Origin of the sequence: Sulfitobacter sp. 1A10359 (genome assembly GCF_043558145.1) — a bacterium.
In the GTDB taxonomy this organism is placed as follows: domain Bacteria; phylum Pseudomonadota; class Alphaproteobacteria; order Rhodobacterales; family Rhodobacteraceae; genus Sulfitobacter; species Sulfitobacter faviae.
Genome location: NZ_JBIFGB010000001.1, coordinates 226,800 through 247,503, shown reverse-complemented (window position 1 = coordinate 247,503; position 20,704 = coordinate 226,800). Strand labels below are relative to the sequence as shown.

Genomic DNA, 20,704 nt, shown 5'->3' with positions numbered 1-20,704 from the left:
TTTTCCGGGGCGGCGTTTTCGCGTTCCGAGGGCGGCGGACGGGCTATTCTTGCTCTGACTTCACCAGACGCAGATAGGGCGGGATGTCACCCGATGGGGCGGCGGTGAAGCTTGCTTTCGGCTCTGCGAATCCGGTTTCGCGTGGCAAAAGCGGCTGCTGCAGGGGATCGGCATGGCGCACAGGTTTGGCCACCCCGCCAAAGGCGCTATGCCGCGTGGCCTGCGCCAGATCGAAGCGCCGCGGGGTTTGGCCGATCTCCCCCAGCACGACGAGACAGCCCAGCACCCGACTGACATCGCCCAGATCGCTTTTCAGCGGCAAGAGCAGCATCCGCCCCGTCAAGGCAGGCCGCCCATAGCTCGCCGCCGCGCCCAAGTGCAGCGTGATCTGGCCGGGCATCTGAAACACTTCTTCCAGCGCTTCGCTGACGCGGGGGCGTGACTGCGTTCCGAAAAAGGCGGTGATCGGCATGCCGCGCACCTCCATCCCCATGAGGTCGCGCAGGTGGCCGCCTGCGATCCGCAACCGGCCGACACCTACCGCGACACGTTCGAGGATAAAGGCATATTCCAATGCCTGCTCGATCCCGCGCGGGTCGATATCCGACCGCCGCGGCATCAACCTGTTGCCGCGCAGGGCCTCCCAATAGGCTTCGACCTGCGCGAGCGGGCCATAGCCAACATGCGTCCGATGATCTGACATGGCGACAACATTCTGCGCGGTGTGGCCTGTATTGCCCATTGAAACTCACCCATAAGGTCTTGGCCAATACAGCAGCCGTTTTTGAAACGACAGCGGCACAATGCGGCCGAAATGATTACCAAATCATTAATACCGCAGGCGGTTAAGGATTTCGTTACGCTTTCGCTGAAGTGGTTAACGCGTGAGCCAAGGGATCCGCCGGGCCGAGGGGGCGGGGGCTTGCCCCTCGCGGGGGTTTCGCCGTAAGGCAGGACATGACCGCCCTTGCAAGGAACGCGCCGATGATCAGGTCCATGACAGGTTTCGCCTCTGCCTCCGGCGCTTTGGAGGGTTGGAGCTGGTCTTGGGAGCTGCGCGCGGTCAATGGCAAAGGGCTCGATCTGCGGCTGCGCGTGCCCGATTGGGTCGAGGGGCTTGAGGCCGCCTTGCGCAAGCAAATTTCGGCGGAGGTGGCGCGGGGCAATATCACCTGCAACCTGCGCATCTCCTCGGCTGAGAGTGACGGCAGCTTGCAGATCAACGAGGCGCATGTCGACACACTGCTGACCGCCCTGCATGAGATTGAGGCCCGTGCGATGGATGCCGGTGTATCGCTGGCGCCCTCGCGGGCGAGCGACATTCTTTCCATGCGCGGTGTGTTGGAACAGGCCGATCAGGCACAGGACATCGACGCACTGCGCGCCGCTTTGCTGGCGGAAGTGCCGACCCTGCTGCGTGATTTTAACGAAATGCGCGCGCAGGAAGGCGCGGCGCTGGCCGGTGTATTGCAAGAGCAGTTGACCGAGGTCGAAAACCGCGCTGCCGAAGCCGCCGCTTTGGCCGAGGCCCGGAAGGAAGAGACCGCTGCCCAGTTGCGCCGCAACCTTGCGCGCGTGCTCGACAACAGCGAGGGCGCGGATGCAGACCGGGTGGCGCAGGAGCTGGCCTTGATCGCGGTCAAGGCCGATGTCACCGAAGAGATCGACCGCCTTGCCGCCCATGTCGCCGCCGCGCGTGCGCTGATCGGGCAAGGCGGGCCGGTGGGGCGCAAGCTGGATTTCCTGATGCAGGAGTTCAACCGCGAAGCCAACACGCTCTGCTCCAAGGCGCAGAGCACCGAATTGACGACTGTCGGTCTGGCCCTGAAGGCGGTGATCGACCAAATGCGCGAGCAAGTGCAAAATGTGGAGTAAGACGTGACAAACCCAAGCCGACGCGGCCTTCTGATCATCCTCAGTTCCCCCTCCGGGGCGGGCAAATCGACCATGGCCCGCGCCATGCGCGCATGGGATCCGACGATCAACTTCTCGGTCTCGGCCACCACCCGCGCCCCCCGCCCGGGCGAAGAGGACGGCAAGGATTACCGCTTTGTCGGCGAAGAGGAGTTCCGGCAGGCCGTGGCTGAGGGCGAAATGCTGGAACACGCCCATGTTTTCGGCAACTTCTACGGATCCCCCAAGGCCCCCGTGCAGGCAGCGATTGACGAGGGGCAGGACATCCTTTTCGACATCGACTGGCAGGGCGCACAGCAGATCCGCAACTCCGACCTGAACACACACACGCTGTCGATCTTCCTGCTGCCGCCCTCGATCACCGAGTTGAAGCGCCGTTTGGAAAGCCGGGGCCAAGACGATGCCGAGACGATTGCCAAGCGCATGGGCAAAAGCTGGGATGAGATCAGCCATTGGGACGGCTACGACTTCGTGCTGGTGAACGACGATCTCGACCAGACCGAGGCGCGGCTGAAATCCATCATCACCGCCGCCCGGCTGCGGCTGAGCCAACAGCCCGCCATCAAGGATCACGTTCGCCGTCTGCAATCCGAATTCGAGGAATTGAAATGACCCTCTACGCCCTCGCCGATGCGCGCCCCGAAGTCGCCCCCGAAGCATGGGTCGCGCCTGATGCCAATGTCATCGGCAAGGTGACGCTTGGGCCCGAGGCCTCGGTCTGGTTCGGCAGCACCCTGCGCGGCGATAATGAGATGATCACCGTGGGCCGCGGCAGCAATGTGCAAGAGAACTGCGTTTTCCACACTGATATGAGCTATCCGCTGACCGTGGGCGAGGATTGCACCATCGGTCATAAGGTCATGCTGCACGGCTGCACCATCGGCGACAACAGCCTGATCGGCATGGGGGCCACGGTGCTGAACGGGGCGAAGATCGGCAAGAACTGCCTCATCGGGGCAGGGGCGCTGATCACAGAGAACAAGGTGATCCCCGATGGGTCGCTCGTCATGGGTGTGCCGGGCAAAGTGGTCCGTGAGCTTGACGCGCAGGCGATCCAACAGTTGACCGCGAGCGCCAAACACTATGCCGAGAACGCCGCGCGCTTCCGCCGCGATCTTGAACCGCTCTGACATGGGCAGCACCGCCGTAACCCTTTCCGATGTGGTGGAGGCGCTGCCGCTGCCAAGCGTGGCCATCAATGCCGAAGAGCGGATCACCGTTCTGAACGCGCCCGCCGAAGATCTGCTGGGCAAGGGGCTGCTGGGCCGCCATTTCGTCACCGCGCTGCGCCAGCCGGGGCTGGTCGAAGCGGTCGAGCGCTGTCTCGCGGGTGCGGGGCCGTGCCAAGCGCGCTTTACCAGCACCGGCGGCGAACATGGCACCACCTACGACGTAAGCCTGCGCCCGGTGGGCGACCACGGGATTGTCCTGCTTAGTTTTAACGACGTGACGGAGATGGCGCAGGCAGGCCAGATGCGCCGCGATTTCGTGGCCAATGTGAGCCACGAGTTGCGCACCCCGCTCACCGCGCTGATCGGCTTCATTGAGACGCTGCAAGGTCCGGCGCGCGATGACACGGCGGCGCGCGAGCGGTTTCTGGGGATTATGGCGCAAGAGGCCGAGCGGATGAATCGGCTGGTGGGAGAGCTTTTGTCCCTCAGCCGGGTCGAGGCCGAAGAGCGCGTGCGCCCCGAAGCGCCGATCGATGTGCGCGACGTGCTACGCGGCACCCTGCGCAACCTCGCGCCGCTGGCGGTCGACAGCAATGTGACACTGGCACCGACCTTGGGGGATGTGCCCGCCCTCGTGCTAGGCGATGCGGATCAGTTGGTGCAGGTCTTCACGAACCTCATCGAGAACGCGATCAAATACGGCGGGCGCGACAACCGGGTCGAGATTTCTCTTAAACGCACGGGCCATGATCCCGCGATGCGCGGCCCGGCGGTCCATGTCAGCGTACGGGACCACGGCCCCGGCATCGACGCCATCCATCTGCCGCGGCTGACCGAACGGTTCTACCGGGTCGACAGCCACCGCAGCCGTGCGCTTGGCGGAACGGGACTGGGTCTGGCCATCGTCAAACACATCATGAATCGTCACCGCGGGCGGCTCAAGATCACCAGCACCCCCGGCGAAGGGGCCGAATTCCGCGTGATTCTGCCGATGAAACCGGGTTCTGACTGATTTTTGCAGAAATTTGGTGATTCAGGCCGACTGTCATGAAACTGTAACGTTGCTGTCACAAAAGCACAGCACCGCCTTCATAGACGGGGCGCAGATCACCATGGGGTGGTCACCAATTCGCATCTGACAGGAGATATCATGTCACTCGCAAAACTCACCACTTCCGCCCTGGCGATTGCCGCCGTATCTGCAACCGCTGCTGCCGCGCGTGACCAAGTACAGGTTGCCGGTTCCTCGACCGTGCTGCCCTATGCCTCCATCGTCGCCGAAGCCTTTGGCGAAAACTTTGACTTCCCGACACCGGTCGTGGAATCGGGCGGCTCCTCGGCTGGCCTCAAGCGTTTCTGCGAAGGCGTGGGCGAGAACACCATCGACGTGGCCAATGCCTCGCGCCAGATCAAGGACGCCGAAGTAGCGGCCTGTGCCGAGAACGGCGTGACCGACATCATCGAAGTGCGCATCGGCTATGACGGCATCGTCTTCGCCTCCGACATCAATGGCGAGACCTTCGAGTTCACGCCGGTCGATTGGTACAAAGCCCTCTCCGCCAAAGTTGTCGTAGATGGCGAAGTGACCGAGAACCCCTATACCACATGGGATCAGGTCAACCCCGACTTCCCCGCCCAGCCGATCCAAGCCTTCATCCCCGGCACCAAGCACGGCACGCGCGAAGTGTTTGAAGACAAGGTGATCCTCGCAGGCTGCGAAGAGACCGGTGATTACGAAGCCTTCCTCGAAGCCGCGGATGGCGACAAGAAAGCCGCCGAGAAAGAGTGCATCAGCCTGCGCACCGACGGCAAGTCCGTGGACATCGACGGCGACTACACCGAGACGCTGGCGCGCATCGAGAGCAACCAAGACGGCATCGGCGTCTTCGGTCTGGCCTTCTACGAGAACAACACCGACAAGCTGCAGGTTGCGACCATGGGCGGCGTCGAGCCAACCACCGAGAGCATCGCCTCGGGTGACTACCCCGTGTCGCGCCCGCTGTTCTTCTACGTCAAGAAAGCCCACATCGGCGTGATCCCCGGCCTGAAGGAATACGCTGAATTCTTCGTCGCCGACGAAGTTGCCGGCCCCGACGGCCCGCTGGCCGAATACGGTCTGGTCTCCGACCCTGAACTGGCCGACACCCAGTCCGTGGTTGCCGATGAAACCGTGATGGGCAGCGGCTCCTAAGCCTTAACCGTTATCGCCGGGGGCGGGTGACTGCCCCCGGTTTTTCGCTTTTTGATCCACCGGGGGACATGTGGGACAAATACTGACATCAGGCGCGGTGCTGCCGCTGGTCATCCTGATCGCGGCACTGGCACTGGGCGGGTATTTCCTTGCGCGGCGTCGGGCTTTGGCCTCTGCCCAAGGTGACAGCCGCAAGCTGCATTCGCTGCCAAGCTACTACGGCTACAATGCGGTGATGAGCGTGGCGGTGCCCGCGCTTTTGGTTTTGGGCATCTGGCTGCTGGTTCAGCCGATGCTGGTGCAATCTTCGGTGGTTGATATGATCCCCGCCGAGGCTGTGCCCGAAGGCTCCTCCGTCAATCTGATCATGAGCGATGTGCGCCGTCTGGCCGATGGGCTGGACGCGGCCGTCTCCTCCGGCGCGCTCAGCGCGGCAGATGCGACCGATCTTTCCGCTGCCGATGACCTGCGCGCATGGCTGGGCGAACAGGGCGTTGCCTTGGGGGCCGAGATTAGCCCCGAGGTGCTGCAAGCCGCGCAGGCTTACCGCGAGATGACGGCGACGGGCAATTTCTGGCGCAACATCATCGTGGCGCTGATCGCCTTGGCCGGGCTGGCCATGGTCTACCGCGAAACCAATGCCACCTTCCGCGCCCGCAACCGGGTCGAAGGGGGCGTGAAGGCGCTGCTGATCCTCGCGGCCTCTTTGGCGATCCTGACCACCGTCGGCATTGTGTTGTCGATGCTGTTCGAGACGATCAATTTCTTCAACCTGCATCCTTGGACCGACTTCTTCTTCGGCTCTTCCTGGGCACCGAACTTCCGCGGCGACAGTGACCTGTCGATCCTGCCGCTGCTTTGGGGGACGCTATATATCTCGCTCATCGCGCTGCTGGTGGCCGTGCCCATCGGGCTTTTCGCCGCGATTTACCTGAGCGAATATGCAGGCCCCAAGGTGCGCGCCACGGCCAAGCCGCTGCTCGAAATCCTCGCAGGCATCCCGACAATCGTTTACGGCCTTTTCGCGCTGCTGACGGTGGGGCCATTCCTCGTCCAAGTCTTCGGGCGCGGGGAAGAAGGGCTTCTGGGCGTCGATTGGATGTCGGGGGCGACCTCGGTCCTGACCGCCGGGCTGGTCATGGGCATCATGTTGATCCCCTTCGTTTCCTCCCTGTCGGACGACATCATCAACGCGGTGCCGCAGTCGCTGCGCGACGGTTCTTTCGGCTTGGGCGCGACCCAGTCCGAGACGATCCGCCAAGTGGTCATGCCTGCGGCGCTGCCGGGCATCGTCGGCGCCGTCTTGCTCGCCGCCAGCCGCGCCATCGGTGAGACGATGATCGTGGTGCTGGGGGCAGGGGCCATCGCCCGCATCTCGGCAAATCCGTTGGAAGCCATGACCACCATCACCACCCGCATCGTCAGCCAGTTGACGGGGGACAGCGATTTCGCCAGCCCCGAGACGCTGGTCGCCTTTGCGCTTGGCCTGACCCTCTTCGTCCTGACCTTGGGCCTGAACGTGCTGGCCCTCTACATCGTGCGCAAATACCGGGAGCAGTACGAATGAGCGATATCCCCAACCCCGCAGCCCCCATCGCAGACCCGCGCGGTGCGTCCCTGCTGGTACAAGACGGGCGCACCAAACGCCGCAACGCTTCCGAGGGCCGTTTCAAGCTCTATGGCATCATTGCCATCGTGATCGGCCTCTTGATGCTGCTGACGCTGCTCTTCACCATCATCTCCCGCGGGACCGGCGCGTTTCAGCAGACCTATGTGACGCTTTCCGTGCCGCTGCTGGAAGACAAGCTCGACAAGAACGGCAACCGCGATTTGGAAGACATCAAGAAGGTCTCGACCTTCGGATATTCGCCGCTGCTAAAAGCTGCCTTTGAAAACAAGGTCGAAGCGGGCGAGGTTGAGACCGATCTCAAGCCCAAGGCGATGGCAGATATCCTGTCGAAAGACGCCGCCGCTCAATTGCGCAACTACGTCTTGGCCAACCCGGAGCTGATCGGCACGAATGCCGAGTTCGAGTTCCTGACCAACAGCCGTGTCGATGGCTACCTCAAGGGCCGCGTGACCCGCGAAAGCATCGCCAATGACAAGAACATCAGCGCCGAGCAGCTTGATCTGGTCGATGCGTTGATCGCCGACGGCAGCATCGAAAAGCGGTTCAACCTCGACTTTATCACAGGCGCCGATGCCTCTGACGCGCGGCCCGAAGCGGCGGGCATGGGGGTGTCGATGATCGGCTCTTTCGCGATGATGCTGGTGGTGCTGGTGCTGGCGCTGCCCATCGGGGTCGCCGCGTCGATCTACCTCGAAGAATTCGCGCCGAAGAACTGGATCACCGACATCATCGAAGTGAACATCTCGAACCTCGCCGCGGTGCCCTCGATCGTCTTTGGTATCCTTGGCCTTGCGGTGTTCATCAACTACATGCACCTGCCGAACTCGGCTCCGCTGGTGGGCGGTCTGGTGCTGACGCTGATGACCCTGCCGACGATCATCATCTCGACCCGCGCCTCGCTCAAATCGGTGCCGCCCTCGATCCGCGACGCGGCGCTTGGGGTAGGGGCCTCGAAAATGCAATCGGTGTTCCACCATGTGCTGCCCCTCGCCGCACCGGGCATCCTGACGGGGACGATCATCGGGCTTGCCCAAGCCCTTGGCGAAACGGCACCTTTGCTGCTTATCGGCATGGTGGGCTTCATCGCCTCCAACCCGCCCGACAGCATCGCCGAAGGGCTGATGGCCCCGAACTCCGCCATGCCGGCCCAGATCTATGAATGGGCCAAACGCGCCGACCCGGCCTTCTACGAACGTGCTTGGGGCGGTATCATCATCTTGCTGGTGTTCCTGATCACGATGAATGCCATCGCCGTGCTGCTGCGCCGCCGCTTTGAGCGTCGCTGGTAAACCAAGGACGGGACCATGAAAGACAACAGATATTCGGAGAGTGACGTGACAACCCAACCCGTCAAGATCGCGGCCCGCAACGTGCAGGTCTACTACGGTGACAGCCACGCCATTCGCGACGTGGACATCGACATCAACGACAAGACCGTGACCGCCTTTATCGGCCCATCGGGCTGCGGCAAATCGACTTTTCTGCGCTGTATCAACAGGATGAACGACACAATTGATGTGGCCCGCGTGACCGGCGACATCCGCATCGATGGCGAAGACATCTATGACAAACGGGTCGACCCGGTGCAGCTGCGCGCCAAGGTTGGCATGGTGTTTCAAAAGCCAAACCCCTTCCCAAAGTCGATCTACGACAACGTGGCCTACGGCCCACGCATCCACGGGCTGGCCCGCAATAAGGCCGACCTCGACGATATCGTCGAACAGGCCCTGCGCCGGGGCGCGATCTGGAACGAGGTGAAGGACCGTCTGCACGCACCGGGCACCGGCCTTTCGGGTGGTCAACAGCAGCGTCTATGCATCGCCCGCGCCGTGGCAACAGAGCCCGAAGTGCTTTTGATGGACGAACCATGCTCGGCCCTTGACCCCATCGCCACCGCGCAAGTCGAGGAATTGATTGACGAATTGCGGCAGAACTACTCCGTCGTGATCGTCACGCACTCCATGCAACAGGCCGCGCGGGTGAGCCAGAAAACCGCCTTTTTCCACCTCGGCAACCTCGTGGAATTTGGCGACACCGACGACATCTTTACGCGGCCCCAAGACCCGCGCACCGAAAGCTACATCACCGGCCGTATTGGATAATATCATGTCAGATCAACACATTGCATCAGCATTCGACCGCGATCTGGAAGCCGTTCAGGCGCAGATCCTCAAAATGGGCGGTCTGGTCGAAGACGCCATCCGCCGCGGCGCGCAATCGCTGGAAACCCGCGACGAAGAGCTCGCCAATGAGGTGCGGGCAGGGGACAAGGCCATCGACGGGCTGGAAGAACAGATCAACGAAAGCGCCGCCCGCGTCATCGCGCTGCGCGCGCCCACGGCGATCGACCTGCGTCTAACGCTGAGCGTCATCAAGATTAGCGCCAACCTCGAACGTATTGGCGACTATGCAAAAAACATGGCCAAGCGCACCAGCGTCCTGAACCAGATGGAGCCTGTCAGCGACAGCACCGGCGCGATCCGCCGGATGGCTGGCGCGGTTGAGGCGATGCTGAAAGATGCGCTCGACGCCTATATCCAGCGCGACGCGGATCTTGCGCGCGATGTGATCACCCGAGACGAAGATGTCGACCAGATGTATAATGCGCTCTTCCGCGAATTCCTCACCTTCATGATGGAAGACCCGCGCAGCATCACCGCCTGTATGCATCTGCATTTCATCGCCAAAAACGTCGAACGTATGGGTGACCATGTGACGGCCATCGCCGAACAGGTTGTCTATCTGGTGACCGGTGAGACGCCCGAGGACGACCGGCCCAAGGCCGACCGCACTTCGATCACCACGAAGGACTGAGACGATGGACGTCACACGCCCCCAGGTTCTGCTGGTAGAAGATGAACCCGCGCAACGTGAGGTACTGGCCTATAACCTCGAAGCCGAAGGCTTTGAGGTGCGCCGGGCCGAAGACGGCGAAGAAGCCATGCTTCTGGTCTCAGAGGCCGCGCCGGATTTGGTGATCCTCGATTGGATGATGCCATTGATGAGCGGCATCGAAGTCTGCCGCCAACTCAAATCGCGCGAGGCGACGCGGCATATTCCGGTCATCATGCTCTCCGCGCGCTCTGAGGAAGTGGATACCGTGCGGGGGCTGGAAACCGGCGCGGACGACTATGTGATCAAGCCGTACAACCTGCGCGAACTCATGGCCCGTGTGCGCACGCAGCTGCGCCGCACACGTCCCGCAGCCGCAGGCGCGCTGCTGAGCTTTGACGACATCCAGCTCGACCCGGAGCGTCACCGCGTGAGCCGCGCGGGCAACGAGCTGAAACTGGGGCCGACGGAGTATCGGCTGCTGACGACGCTGCTGGAAAAACCCGGGCGCGTGTTCAGCCGCGATCAATTGCTCGACCACGTCTGGGGCCGCGACATCTATGTCGATACGCGCACGGTGGACGTTCATATCGCGCGACTGCGCAAAGCATTGACGCGCGAAGGTGGCGGAGACCCGATCCGAACCGTGCGCGGTGCGGGTTACGCCTTGGGTTAAACTCTTCTAGCTCTTCTTAGGACCCGTCTTTTTTACATAATACTGATTATCAGTTTCGCATATCACAACGCCAGCCCTGTTGTTGCGATTTTCTCGCCACAGTAGCACCGCAATGCCACCTGACGCTGGACAGCGCCAGTTTTGCTCCGTTAACACTATCTAGATGATTTAATGTGAGTGATTATGGCGTCTGTACTTATTTTGAACGGCCCGAACCTGAACCTTTTGGGCACGCGGCAGCCTGAGGTCTATGGCAAGACCACCTTGGCGGATGTTGAGGCACTCTGTGCCGAGGAAACCGCACGGCTGGGTCTGGAGATGGAGTTTGCGCAGTCGAACCACGAAGGCAGCCTGATCGATTTGATCCATGCGGCCCGCGGCCAACATGCTGGTATCATTCTGAATGCCGGCGCCTATACCCATACCTCCATCGCGCTGATGGACGCCATCGCCTCTGTCGAACTGCCGGTGGTCGAAGTGCATCTGAGCAATATCCACGCGCGTGAGAGTTTCCGCCACACGTCCTATATCGCACCTGTGGCCCTTGGACAAATCTGCGGCTTTGGCGTTCATGGCTATGTTCTGGCAATCCAAGCCCTTCAACGTCATATCGGAAGCTGATGATCTTGCGCGACTATTTGCATCAGATCGCGCATAGCCCGACAATCGAAGCACTCTGGGATGCCCATACGCGACAGATGGCTGACTATGGATTCGACCGGCTGATCTACGGGTTTACGCGCTACCGCACACCGACCTCTTTGGGCGACCCGGCGGATTTCGTGATTTTAAGCAATCAAAGCGCGGAATACCTCAACGGCTATCTGCACAGTGGGCTCTACTTCAATGCGCCGATGCTGCGTTGGGCGCTCAACAACGAAGGCGCTTGTAGCTGGGGCACCTTGGCGGAGATCACGCAGCGCGAGGGCTTGTCGGAGACCGAAAAACGGGTGATCGACTTCAACGCCAGCATGGATGTGACGGCGGGCTATACGATCAGTTTCCGCTCGATCTCGGCCCGGTCCAAGGGGGCGATTGCGCTAACGGCGCGCCGCGGGCTATCTCAGGATGAGGTGGATGCGATTTGGAAAAAGCATGGCGCGGACATTCAGCTGATGAATGAAATTGCGCATCTGAAAATCCTCTCCCTGCCCTACAGAAGCCCCAACCGCAGCCTCACCCGGCGCCAACTGGAGGTGCTGCAATGGGTCGGAGATGGCAAGACCACGCAGGATATCGCCCTGCTGATGGGTCTGACGGCGCCTACGGTCGAAAAACACCTGCGCCTCGCGCGGGAGGCTTTGTCGGTCGAGACGACGGCTCAGGCGGTGCTGAAAGCGGCCTTTGCCAACCAGATGTTTGTGATGGATCCGTAATATATTAGGGTATGGAATACCTTACTGGCACCTCAGGTAGTAGATGGCCATGGTCCGCCAGTATCGCGGGTGTTCGCGCCTGTGGTACGACGGGCCCTAAATCCTTGTAATACCAGGGCGCTTTTTGGCTCGCCGGTCTCAGTCAGGTTTATTTTTCGCCTGGCTGACCGGATCCTTCCCCTGCCCCATCCAGAACCCGCCCTGATGCTTTGAGCCGTCGTTTCTATCGGCGTCCCTATCGGTGATTGGCCACGAAAAAGGGCGGCGCATCGGAATGCACCGCCCCATATTCATCATGTCGAGAAGGCTTAGCCTTTCGCGGCTTTCGCCACTTCTGCTGCGAAGTCTTCTTTGACGACTTCGATGCCTTCGCCAACTTCCAGACGCACGAAACCAGTGATGGTCGCACCCGCTTCTTCAGCGGCCTTGCCGACGGTCAGGTCAGGGTTCACGACGAAGGACTGGTTCACCAGTGTCACTTCGGACATGTACTTCTGCATGCGGCCGGTGATCATTTTCTCGATCACGGCTTCGGGCTTGCCGCTTTCGCGGGCGATGTCCATCTGAACCTGCTTTTCCTTCTCGACCACGGCCGGGTCCAGATCAGCTTCGGAGAGCGACGCGGGGTTCACAGCGGCGATGTGCATCGCGATCTGCTTGCCCAGTTCCTCGTTGCCACCGGTCATGGCGACCAGAACGCCGATTTTGCCCATGCCGGGTGCGGCGGCGTTGTGGACGTAAGAGACGACGGTCTCGCCTTCGATGCTCTGCATGCGGCGCAGGGACATGTTCTCGCCGATTTTGGCGATGGCGTCTGTCAGGGTGGTTTCGACGGATTTGCCGTCGATCTCAGCCGCTTTCAGCGCTTCGACATCGTCCACTTTCAGCGCGGCATCGGCGATGTTGCTGACCATGGATTGGAATTCAGCGTTCTTGCCGACGAAGTCGGTTTCGGAGTTCACCTCAACCGCGACACCGTGACCGCCTTCGACCTTAACAGCCACGAGACCTTCGGCAGCGGTACGGCCGGATTTCTTCGCCGCTTTGGCCAGACCTTTGGTGCGCAGCCAGTCGACAGCGGCTTCCATGTCGCCGTCGTTTTCTGTCAGTGCCTTCTTGGCGTCCATCATGCCTGCGCCGGTGCTGTCGCGCAGTTCCTTGACCATGGATGCTGTGATTGCCATCTCTTGGTTCTCCTTTGGAAATCGGGTGCAGGCCCAAGGCCCGCATCTGGTGGAAATCGGGGCAGGTTACCCTGCCCCGTGTTTCAGGTCCGTGACGCTTAGCCTTCGGCTTTGGCGACGGTCTCTTTCTTGGATTCGATGTCCAGCGGCGCGTCTTTGCCCATGGCATCGTCATGCAGAGTCTCTTCGGACGCGTTGCCGATTTCGACGCCGGTGCTTTCTTCGCTCACGGCTTCTTCTTCGGGGGCTTCTTCCATGGCGCCCAGATCAACGCCTGCTGCACCCAGCTGAGCCGACATGCCGTCGAGAGCAGCGCGCGATGCCAGATCGCAGTAGAGCGCGATGGCGCGGGCCGCGTCGTCGTTGCCGGGGATGATGTAGTCAACACCGTCGGGCGAGCAGTTGGTGTCAACCACGGCCACAACCGGGATGCCCAGCTTGTTGGCTTCTGCAATGGCCAGCGACTCTTTCTTCACGTCGATGACGAAGAGCAGGTCAGGACGGCCGCCCATTTCGCGGATACCACCCAGCGACGCTTCAAGCTTCGCTTGGTCGCGTTCCATGCCAAGACGCTCTTTCTTGGTCAGGCCTTCGAAGCCGCGCTCGGACTGTTCGTCGATGTTTTTCAGACGGTTGATCGACTGCGAAACGGTCTGCCAGTTGGTCAGCGTACCGCCGAGCCAACGGTGGTTCATGTAATACTGTGCGCATTTCTCTGCGGCGTCAGCGATCGGCTGGGCGGCCTGACGCTTGGTGCCGACGAAGAGAACGCTGCCGCCTTTGGCGACGGTGTCACGGATCACTTTCAGCGCTTCGTCCAGCATGGGGACGGTCTGTGTGAGGTCCATGATGTGGATGCCGTTGCGCGCGCCGTAGATATACGGGCCCATGCGGGGGTTCCAGCGCTGTGTCTGGTGACCAAAGTGTACGCCTGCTTCAAGCAGTTGGCGCATGGAGAACTCAGGAAGAGCCATGTCTTTATACCTTTCCGGTTTAGCCTCATCGGGGGTATGACAGCCTCATGCTGCCAACCGGCGGACGATCTGGGATTTCTCCCCAAAAGGCCCAACCCCGACTGCGGGTTCAAGTGGGGCGCATATAGGCCAGCGCGCGGCGCAGCGCAAGGGGCTTATTGCAGGCGCGGCCCGCCATCGGCTCCTGCCTGAGCATGGCCCGCGCGCACGATCGCTTCGCAGCGTTGCGCCAGCGCCTTGCGCCCGGTGTATTCCGCCACCTGCAACGGCGGGTGATAGACCACCTCGACCGCGCCTTGCCGAGCCGCGGCCAGCGTCGTCAGCAGATGCGCGCCAAAGGACATATCCCCCCACCAGCCATAAAACCGCGGATCTTCACCCTGCGGCGCGTGGTAGATCACGCTGACGGGCTGCACCGCGATCTCGTCCCGCAAGGCCGGATCAAAGAAGGCCTCGAATAGCGTAGTCTTGAAGGGAAGCACTTGCAGCCCGTCGGTGCTGGTGCCCTCGGGGAAAAACAGCAGCTTATGCCCGGCCAAAAGACGGGTCCGAAACACCTCCGTCTGGTTGCGCGCCTCGGCCCGGTCGCGGCGGATAAAGACGGTGCCCGTCGCCCGCGCCAGCCAGCCGATGCCGGGCCAGCCCGCGACCTCGGATTTGGAGACGAAATAGATCCGTTTGGCCGCGTTCAGCGCGAAAATATCGAGCCATGAGGTATGGTTGGCCACCACCGCGCCGCGCCGTTCCATCGGGGTGCCGCGGCGGATAAAGCGCATGCCCAGCACCCAGAACGCCGCGCGGCATACCATCTGCGTGATATGGGGGGTGATGGGCCGATGCAGGCCAAAAATTGGCCGCTCGACCAAGCGCAGCAGCAGCAAGACCAGTAACCCGCCGAAAACCAAAAACGCCAAGACCGCGCCGCGGAGCATGACGCGCAGCATCCCTGCAAGCGTCAAACGCCGCTCTGGCGGCGGCTGGTCGCTGCCCCAAGTCGTGCTCATGCAGCACTCCCGTTATAGAACCGCATCTGCCGCGCGCTCATCTGTTTCGTATCAAGGATCAGGCAAACGTCCGTGGTGTTGAAGGCCCGGTCGATATAGGCCCCCTCGCCCACGGTCCCGCCCAGCCGTAGGTAGGCTTTGATCAGGCTCGGCACCGCCAGCATGGCCTTGCGCCGGTCCAACTCGGGCTCGGGGATCAGGTCCATGGGCGCGTAATCACGCGCGCGGACCCGCAGTTCGGGCGGCGCCAAATGCCGGTGATGCAAAAGCGAAAGCGGCTCGGCCAGAGCCGCGGTGTCGGTGCCATGAAAGCTCGCCACGCCAAAGAGAACCTCGATCTCATATTCGGCAACATAGCCTGCTAGCGCGGCCCAAAGGTGGTGCATCGCCGTGCCACCGCGATAGGCGGGGTCAAGGCAAGAGCGCCCCAATTCCAACAGCTTACGCCCCGACTGGACAAGCGGCGCCAGATCATATTCCGCCGCCGAATAGAAGCCCCCTGCCCGTGCGGCCATATCGCTCCGCATCACTCGGTAGACGCCCGCCAATTTACCGCTGCGCCGGTCGGTCAAAAGCAGATGGTCAAAGTAGGGATCGAACCGGTCCCGCTCCAACCCGGCGGCATGATCCACCATCGGGCCGCCGCCGCCCAACTCGCGCACGAAAACGTCGTACCGCAGCCGCTGTGCCGCCTGCACATCGGCCTCCGTCTGCGCTAATCTGACCTGAAAATCTGCTGCTACGCCCCGCGGCATCGGCCAATCCTATGCCCGAAATGAAAGTCTCCGCCTGATAGGCAATCGGCTGCGCGGGCGCAACAGTTGCGGGGAAAGCGGAAATCGGTTACTCTCCCTATGGTTGCTTTAAGAGAATTTTCTTCCACCATTAAGGATTTGGAAAGGGTCATCCCTCATCAAAGACCGGCATTAATTCCAAACGAAAGCTGTCTATGACCACTTTGCCTTGGTCACGAAAGTTGACCGTCACCTTGCCGCCGATATTGCTTTGCACCTGTCCAGTGCCCCATTCGGGATGCTGCGGATGCATCACCAACATGCCAGGGGTCAGCAGCGCGTTCAGATCATCCATGCCGTTTCCAATCATTCCGAGGGGCCACCATGGGCCAGCTTAACATTGACCTGCCCGCCCTGATCGGCAGCCGCATTTGCCACGACTTGATATCGCCAATCGGGGCCATCAACAACGGGCTTGAATTGCTTCAGATGGCGGGCACCGGGGCCACCCCGGGGCCTGAGCTTGCCTTGATCGGTCAAAGCGTCGAAAGCGCCTCGGCCCGGATCCGCTTTTTCCGCATCGCCTTTGGGGCCGCGGGCGATCAGACCATGGGCCAGAACGAGGTGACTTCGATCCTACGTGATCTCTATGCCGCCTCAAGGGTTGAGATTGATTGGCAGGTTACAAGCCCGCAATCACGCAATGGCGTGCGGATGGCCTTCCTCGCGCTGCTCTGTATCGAAACGGCCCTGCACCACGGCGGGCGGATCACCATCGGTGAAGAGGCGGGCCGCTGGTCCCTAAAGGCCGAGGCTGACAAGATCGCGATAGACCCTGAACTTTGGGCGCTGCTGACGCAGACCGGCGCGGACAGGCGGCTACAGCCCGCGCAGGTTCAATTCGCGCTTTTGCCAATGCTGGCCGAAGCACAGGGGAGAGAAATCACGCTCGACAGCGGCGAAACGGCACTGACCCTCTCGTTCTAAAGGTCAGCCGCGCACCGTCCCCTCGCCACGCACTAGGTATTTAAAGCTCGTCAGTTGCGCCGCACCAACAGGGCCGCGGGCATGAAGCTTTCCCGTGGCGATGCCGATCTCTGCGCCCATGCCGAACTCTCCCCCATCCGCGAATTGGGTCGAGGCGTTATGCATCAGGATCGCGGAATCCAGCCCACTGAAGAACGCCGCGGCGGTCTCGGCATTCTCGGTCAGGATGCAATCGGTATGCCCCGATCCATACTGGCGAATATGCGCCATCGCAGCGTCCAGATCGGGGACGACCCGCGCCGCGACGATCATATCGAGGTATTCTTGCCCCCAATCCGCATCGCTGGCCGGGACCGTGCCGGAGACATCCTGCAAGGCCGTATCGGCGCGCACTTCGACGCCTGCGTCGATCAGCGCCCGGATCACGCCATTGCCAATGGTCTTGGCGACATCCTCATGGATCAAAAGACATTCCGCCGCGCCGCAAATGCCCGTCCGTCGTGTCTTGGCGTTCAGCACGACCTTCAACGCTTTTTCGGGATCCGCCTCGGCGTCGATATAGATGTGCACGATGCCTTCCAGATGGGCAAAGACCGGCACCCGGGCCTCACGCTGGACCAAGCCGACAAGCCCCTTGCCGCCGCGCGGTACGATCACGTCGATGGTATCCGTCATCGTCAGCATCTCACGCACCGCCGCCCGGTCGCGCGTCGGGACCAATTGCACTGCGTCTTCGGGCATGCCTGCATCCCGCAGCCCCTGTTGCAGACAGGCGTGAATGGCACGCGATGAATGAAAGCTTTCCGACCCGCCGCGCAGGATCACGGCATTGCCCGCTTTGAGACAAAGCGCGCCCGCATCCGCCGTCACATTGGGGCGCGATTCATAGATCACGCCGATCACGCCGAGCGGGGTGCGCACGCGCTGAATGTTAAGCCCCGAGGGCTGGTCCCATTCAGCGATCACCTCACCCACCGGATCAACCTGTTCCGCGACCGACCGCAGCCCGTCGACCATGCCGCGAATGCGCTCTTCGTTCAGCATCAGCCGGTCCATCATCGCATCCGAGAGCCCTTTGTCGCGGCCAAAGGCGAGGTCTTTTTCATTGGCGGCGATGATCTCGGCCCGGTGTTTCCAAACGGCGTCGGCGGCGCTGATAAGGGCGGCATGTTTACGCTCGGCCGTGGCGGTTGCCAGTTGCGTCGCCGCAGCACGGGCGCGGGCGCCGATATGGGCCATCAGTTCAGAGATATTCTCGATGTCGTTCATAGCCTTATGCCCCTATCTTCACCTTCGCCTAAAGCGCCATATCGTCCCGATGGATCAAAGCCGCCCGCCCGGGATAGCCCAAAAGCGCCTCGATCTCAGCGCTCTTGTGGCCCTTGATTTGCCCGATCTCCTCCGCCGAATAGCGGCTGAGACCATGGCCCACCGCGTGACCGGCGGGGTCATACATGGCGATGCTATCGCCCCGCTCAAAACGCCCCTCAACGGCGGTCACCCCGGCCGGCAAGAGGGACGTGCCCCGCGCCAAAGCCGCCACGGCTCCGGCGTCCAAGGTCACCGCCCCGCGCGGCTTCATCGCGGCAATCCAGCGCTTGCGCGCGGCCTGTGGATCGCTCTGCGCGCTGAACCAAGTGGCATTTGCCCCACCTTCGAGCGCGGTGAGCGGGCGCATGACGAACCCATCGGTGATCGCCATCGCACAGCCCGCCGTTGTCGCCGTCCGCGCGGCCATCAGCTTGGTTTTCATGCCACCTTTGGACAGGCCCGACCCGGCATCACCGGCCATCGCCTCGATCTCGGGCGTGATGCTCTCGATCACATCGTAACGTTTCGCGGTCGGGTCCTGTGAGGGGTTGGCACTGTAGAAACCATCCACATCGGAGAGCAAAATCAACTGATCCGCGCCCACCGTCACCGCAATCTGCGCGGCGAGACGGTCATTGTCGCCAAAGCGGATTTCATCAGTCGCGATCGTGTCATTCTCATTTACGATGGGCACGACGCCGAGCGAGAGCAGCTGCTCCAAGGTCGCGCGGCTGTTGAGGTAGCGCCGGCGGTTGGCGCTGTCCTCCAACGTTACCAGAACCTGCGCCGTGGTGATGCCATGGGGGGCCAGCACCTCTTCATAAGCCCGGGCCAGGCGGATTTGCCCCACCGCCGCGGCGGCCTGCGCCTGTTCCAGCGCCAAGACGGTCGGCGGGAGGCCCAGAACACCCCGGCCAAGCGCGATGGAGCCAGACGATACCAGCACAACATCGCAGCCCAAGCCCTTGAGCCATAAGACATCTTGCGCCAATCCGGTCAGCCAGTCTCGGCGCAGATTGCCGCTATCGCGGTCCACCAGAAGGGCGGAGCCGATCTTGATGACGACGCGGCGGGCGGTGCTTAGGGTTGCCAAGGTGTCTCTTCCTCGGTGCTGCGGAAACGCAGGCGGTCTTCGTCGATGTTCTGGCGCAGGGTGCGCAATACTTCCGTCACGCCTTCGCCAGCCACACTGGACATCATCATCACGCTGCCGCCGGAAGCTTTTTCCAATTCTGTCAAACGGCTTGCGCGCTCTTCCTCATCCAGTGCATCAACTTTGTTCAACACAGTGACACGCGGCTTTTCAGCCAGATCGCCACCATAGGCTTCCAGCTCTCCGATGATGGTGTGGTAATCCTCCGCCACGGTTTCGGAGGTGCCATCGATGAGGTGCAACAACACCGCACAACGCTCGACGTGGCCAAGGAAAAGATCGCCCAGACCCCGCCCCTCGGAGGCGCCTTCGATGAGGCCGGGAATATCCGCCACCACGAATTCAGTGTTATCGACACCGACCACGCCAAGGTTTGGGTGCAACGTGGTGAACGGGTAATCGGCAATCTTAGGCCGCGCGTTCGACGTGCTTGCAAGGAAGGTCGACTTGCCCGCGTTGGGCAGGCCCAGCAAGCCGACGTCGGCGATCAGCTTGAGCCGCAGCCAAAGCGTCCGCTCAACCCCTTCCTGCCCGGGGTTCGAGCGGCGGGGGGCTTGGTTGGTCGCGGATTTGAAGTGCAGGTTGCCCCAGCCGCCATTGCCGCCGCGCGCAAGCTGCACGCGCTGGCCAAGCTCGGTCAGATCGGCGATGACGGTCTCCTGATCCTCGTCGAGGATCTCCGTGCCCACGGGCACCCGCAGGATGATATCCTCACCGTCCTTACCGGTGCGCTGTTTGCCCATGCCGGGCTGGCCGTTCTTGGCAAAGAAGTGTTGCTGATAGCGAAAGTCGATCAGCGTGTTCAGCCCATCGACCGCCTCGGCCCAGACCGAGCCGCCGGTGCCGCCATCGCCGCCATCCGGGCCGCCATATTCGATATATTTCTCACGCCGGAACGACACACAGCCGCCGCCCCCGGCGCCGGATCGGATGTAGACTTTGCACAGGTCGAGAAACTTCATGGTCTTGCCTTTCAGGCACGGGAAACGGAGCTACAGCTTGCGGCTATAGGTCCATGTGGGTACGGCAGCATCGCGGGCCAAGCAATAGGTTTCCGCGTCGCCGAGATAGACAAAACCCGCATTGGTCAGCACCTTGGCCGACGCCGGGTTGTCATGGAAAACAGAGGCAAAAAGCGCGTCATTGCCCAAGGGGTTGGCGTTTACCAAAGCCTGCACCGCGTCAGAGGCAAGATGCGTGTTCCAGAACGCCGGTGCCACCCAATAGCCGATTTCGGATTGGTTGCGATCCAGCCGGGTGAGGGAGATCACGCCCATCACTTCGGAACTGTCCGCGCGGGTGCCATCCATGACCCAGACGTCTTCTTCACGGTCATCGGACATGGCGCGGGTGACATAGGCCTCGACACTGCCGGGCGGCAGTGGATGCGGGATCGAGGATGTCGCGTTGGCGACCCGCGGGTCGCTGGCATACATCTCAATCATGCCCATGTCGGACCGGCGCACCGGGCGCAGGTCAAACCGCTCTGTCTCAATAAGGGGTTGGTTCACAATCGCTTCCAACTGCATCGTCATGTTCCTCCTCCGAACAGACTGGATTGGGGGC

At 61.8% G+C, this 20,704-nt stretch carries 23 protein-coding genes; 13 read left to right on the top strand and 10 right to left on the bottom strand.

Annotation, left to right across the window (positions count from 1 at the left end; genetic code table 11):
* Positions 1-43 precede the first annotated feature (43 nt).
* Entirely contained in the window at positions 44-703 is a 660-nt protein-coding gene (locus tag ACGYK2_RS01215; protein WP_271687275.1) for a PAS domain-containing protein, read from the bottom strand.
* A gap of 281 nt (positions 704-984) precedes the next feature.
* Between ACGYK2_RS01215 and ACGYK2_RS01210 the strand changes: the two genes are divergently transcribed.
* From ACGYK2_RS01210 to ACGYK2_RS01155, 12 genes are all read left to right on the top strand, one after another.
* Positions 985-1,875, top strand: coding sequence for a YicC/YloC family endoribonuclease (locus ACGYK2_RS01210; RefSeq protein ID WP_271687276.1), 891 nt, complete (start codon positions 985-987; stop codon positions 1,873-1,875).
* Between the two features lie 3 nt (positions 1,876-1,878).
* On the top strand, positions 1,879-2,526 hold the full coding sequence (gene gmk, locus ACGYK2_RS01205; protein ID WP_276154400.1) for a guanylate kinase: 648 nt from the start codon (positions 1,879-1,881) through the stop codon (positions 2,524-2,526).
* Entirely contained in the window at positions 2,523-3,044 is a 522-nt protein-coding gene (locus tag ACGYK2_RS01200) for a gamma carbonic anhydrase family protein (protein WP_271687277.1), read from the top strand. The genes gmk and ACGYK2_RS01200 overlap by 4 nt, the downstream gene beginning before the upstream one ends.
* A gap of 1 nt (position 3,045) precedes the next feature.
* Complete coding sequence (locus ACGYK2_RS01195; RefSeq protein ID WP_271689969.1) at positions 3,046-4,098, top strand: ATP-binding protein; 1,053 nt, start codon at positions 3,046-3,048, stop codon at positions 4,096-4,098.
* Positions 4,099-4,236: 138 nt separating this feature from the next.
* Positions 4,237-5,277 (top strand): substrate-binding domain-containing protein, encoded by a 1,041-nt coding sequence (locus tag ACGYK2_RS01190; protein ID WP_271687278.1) that lies wholly within the window; start codon positions 4,237-4,239, stop codon positions 5,275-5,277.
* 70 nt (positions 5,278-5,347) lie between these two features.
* Positions 5,348-6,844, top strand: a complete 1,497-nt coding sequence (gene pstC, locus ACGYK2_RS01185; protein WP_394374185.1) for a phosphate ABC transporter permease subunit PstC — start codon at positions 5,348-5,350, stop codon at positions 6,842-6,844.
* Positions 6,841-8,196: a phosphate ABC transporter permease PstA gene (pstA, locus tag ACGYK2_RS01180; RefSeq protein ID WP_271687279.1), complete on the top strand. Its 1,356-nt coding sequence runs from the start codon at positions 6,841-6,843 to the stop codon at positions 8,194-8,196. The genes pstC and pstA overlap by 4 nt, the downstream gene beginning before the upstream one ends.
* A 15-nt stretch (positions 8,197-8,211) precedes the next feature.
* Positions 8,212-9,009 (top strand): phosphate ABC transporter ATP-binding protein PstB, encoded by a 798-nt coding sequence (gene pstB / locus ACGYK2_RS01175; RefSeq protein ID WP_067266771.1) that lies wholly within the window; start codon positions 8,212-8,214, stop codon positions 9,007-9,009.
* Positions 9,010-9,013: 4 nt separating this feature from the next.
* A complete protein-coding gene (gene phoU / locus ACGYK2_RS01170) occupies positions 9,014-9,721 on the top strand; it encodes a phosphate signaling complex protein PhoU (RefSeq protein ID WP_209217798.1) in 708 nt (235 codons plus the stop codon).
* A 4-nt stretch (positions 9,722-9,725) separates the two neighbouring features.
* A complete protein-coding gene (phoB, locus tag ACGYK2_RS01165) occupies positions 9,726-10,415 on the top strand; it encodes a phosphate regulon transcriptional regulator PhoB (protein WP_067266767.1) in 690 nt (229 codons plus the stop codon).
* Positions 10,416-10,598: 183 nt separating this feature from the next.
* Positions 10,599-11,036 carry a type II 3-dehydroquinate dehydratase gene (aroQ, locus tag ACGYK2_RS01160; RefSeq protein WP_271687280.1) on the top strand — a complete coding sequence of 146 codons (438 nt, stop codon included), beginning with the start codon at positions 10,599-10,601 and terminating at the stop codon, positions 11,034-11,036.
* Complete coding sequence (locus tag ACGYK2_RS01155) at positions 11,036-11,791, top strand: LuxR family transcriptional regulator (RefSeq protein ID WP_271687281.1); 756 nt, start codon at positions 11,036-11,038, stop codon at positions 11,789-11,791. The genes aroQ and ACGYK2_RS01155 overlap by 1 nt, the downstream gene beginning before the upstream one ends.
* 308 nt (positions 11,792-12,099) lie before the next feature.
* On the opposite strand, the gene tsf is transcribed toward ACGYK2_RS01155, so the two are convergent.
* The 5 genes from tsf to ACGYK2_RS01130 all read right to left on the bottom strand — a co-directional run bounded on the left by tsf (position 12,100) and on the right by ACGYK2_RS01130 (position 16,042).
* Positions 12,100-12,975 carry a translation elongation factor Ts gene (gene tsf / locus ACGYK2_RS01150; protein WP_067262078.1) on the bottom strand — a complete coding sequence of 292 codons (876 nt, stop codon included), beginning with the start codon at positions 12,973-12,975 and terminating at the stop codon, positions 12,100-12,102.
* A gap of 98 nt (positions 12,976-13,073) precedes the next feature.
* On the bottom strand, positions 13,074-13,949 hold the full coding sequence (rpsB, locus tag ACGYK2_RS01145; RefSeq protein ID WP_067262080.1) for a 30S ribosomal protein S2: 876 nt from the start codon (positions 13,947-13,949) through the stop codon (positions 13,074-13,076).
* Positions 13,950-14,104: 155 nt separating this feature from the next.
* Positions 14,105-14,953: a 1-acyl-sn-glycerol-3-phosphate acyltransferase gene (locus ACGYK2_RS01140; protein ID WP_271687282.1), complete on the bottom strand. Its 849-nt coding sequence runs from the start codon at positions 14,951-14,953 to the stop codon at positions 14,105-14,107.
* Positions 14,950-15,708 carry a GNAT family N-acetyltransferase gene (locus tag ACGYK2_RS01135; RefSeq protein ID WP_271687283.1) on the bottom strand — a complete coding sequence of 253 codons (759 nt, stop codon included), beginning with the start codon at positions 15,706-15,708 and terminating at the stop codon, positions 14,950-14,952. Before ACGYK2_RS01135 ends, ACGYK2_RS01140 begins: the two co-directional genes overlap by 4 nt.
* 148 nt (positions 15,709-15,856) lie before the next feature.
* Entirely contained in the window at positions 15,857-16,042 is a 186-nt protein-coding gene (locus ACGYK2_RS01130) for a DUF3553 domain-containing protein (protein ID WP_067262087.1), read from the bottom strand.
* Between the two features lie 29 nt (positions 16,043-16,071).
* Here ACGYK2_RS01130 and ACGYK2_RS01125 point away from each other — a divergent pair, with 29 nt between their 5' ends.
* Complete coding sequence (locus tag ACGYK2_RS01125) at positions 16,072-16,674, top strand: histidine phosphotransferase family protein (RefSeq protein ID WP_271687284.1); 603 nt, start codon at positions 16,072-16,074, stop codon at positions 16,672-16,674.
* 3 nt (positions 16,675-16,677) lie between these two features.
* On the opposite strand, the gene ACGYK2_RS01120 is transcribed toward ACGYK2_RS01125, so the two are convergent.
* Genes ACGYK2_RS01120 through ACGYK2_RS01105 form a run of 4 tightly spaced genes read right to left on the bottom strand, consistent with a single transcriptional unit; the run spans position 16,678 to position 20,667 of the window.
* The gene (locus ACGYK2_RS01120) at positions 16,678-17,943 is read right to left on the bottom strand and encodes a glutamate-5-semialdehyde dehydrogenase (RefSeq protein ID WP_271687285.1); all 1,266 of its coding nucleotides are present in this window, start codon (positions 17,941-17,943) and stop codon (positions 16,678-16,680) included.
* Between the two features lie 28 nt (positions 17,944-17,971).
* Positions 17,972-19,078: a glutamate 5-kinase gene (proB, locus tag ACGYK2_RS01115; protein ID WP_271687286.1), complete on the bottom strand. Its 1,107-nt coding sequence runs from the start codon at positions 19,076-19,078 to the stop codon at positions 17,972-17,974.
* Entirely contained in the window at positions 19,066-20,100 is a 1,035-nt protein-coding gene (obgE, locus tag ACGYK2_RS01110) for a GTPase ObgE (protein WP_271687287.1), read from the bottom strand. Before obgE ends, proB begins: the two co-directional genes overlap by 13 nt.
* Positions 20,101-20,130: 30 nt before the next feature.
* Positions 20,131-20,667 (bottom strand): GNAT family N-acetyltransferase, encoded by a 537-nt coding sequence (locus ACGYK2_RS01105; RefSeq protein WP_067262104.1) that lies wholly within the window; start codon positions 20,665-20,667, stop codon positions 20,131-20,133.
* Positions 20,668-20,704 lie beyond the last annotated feature (37 nt).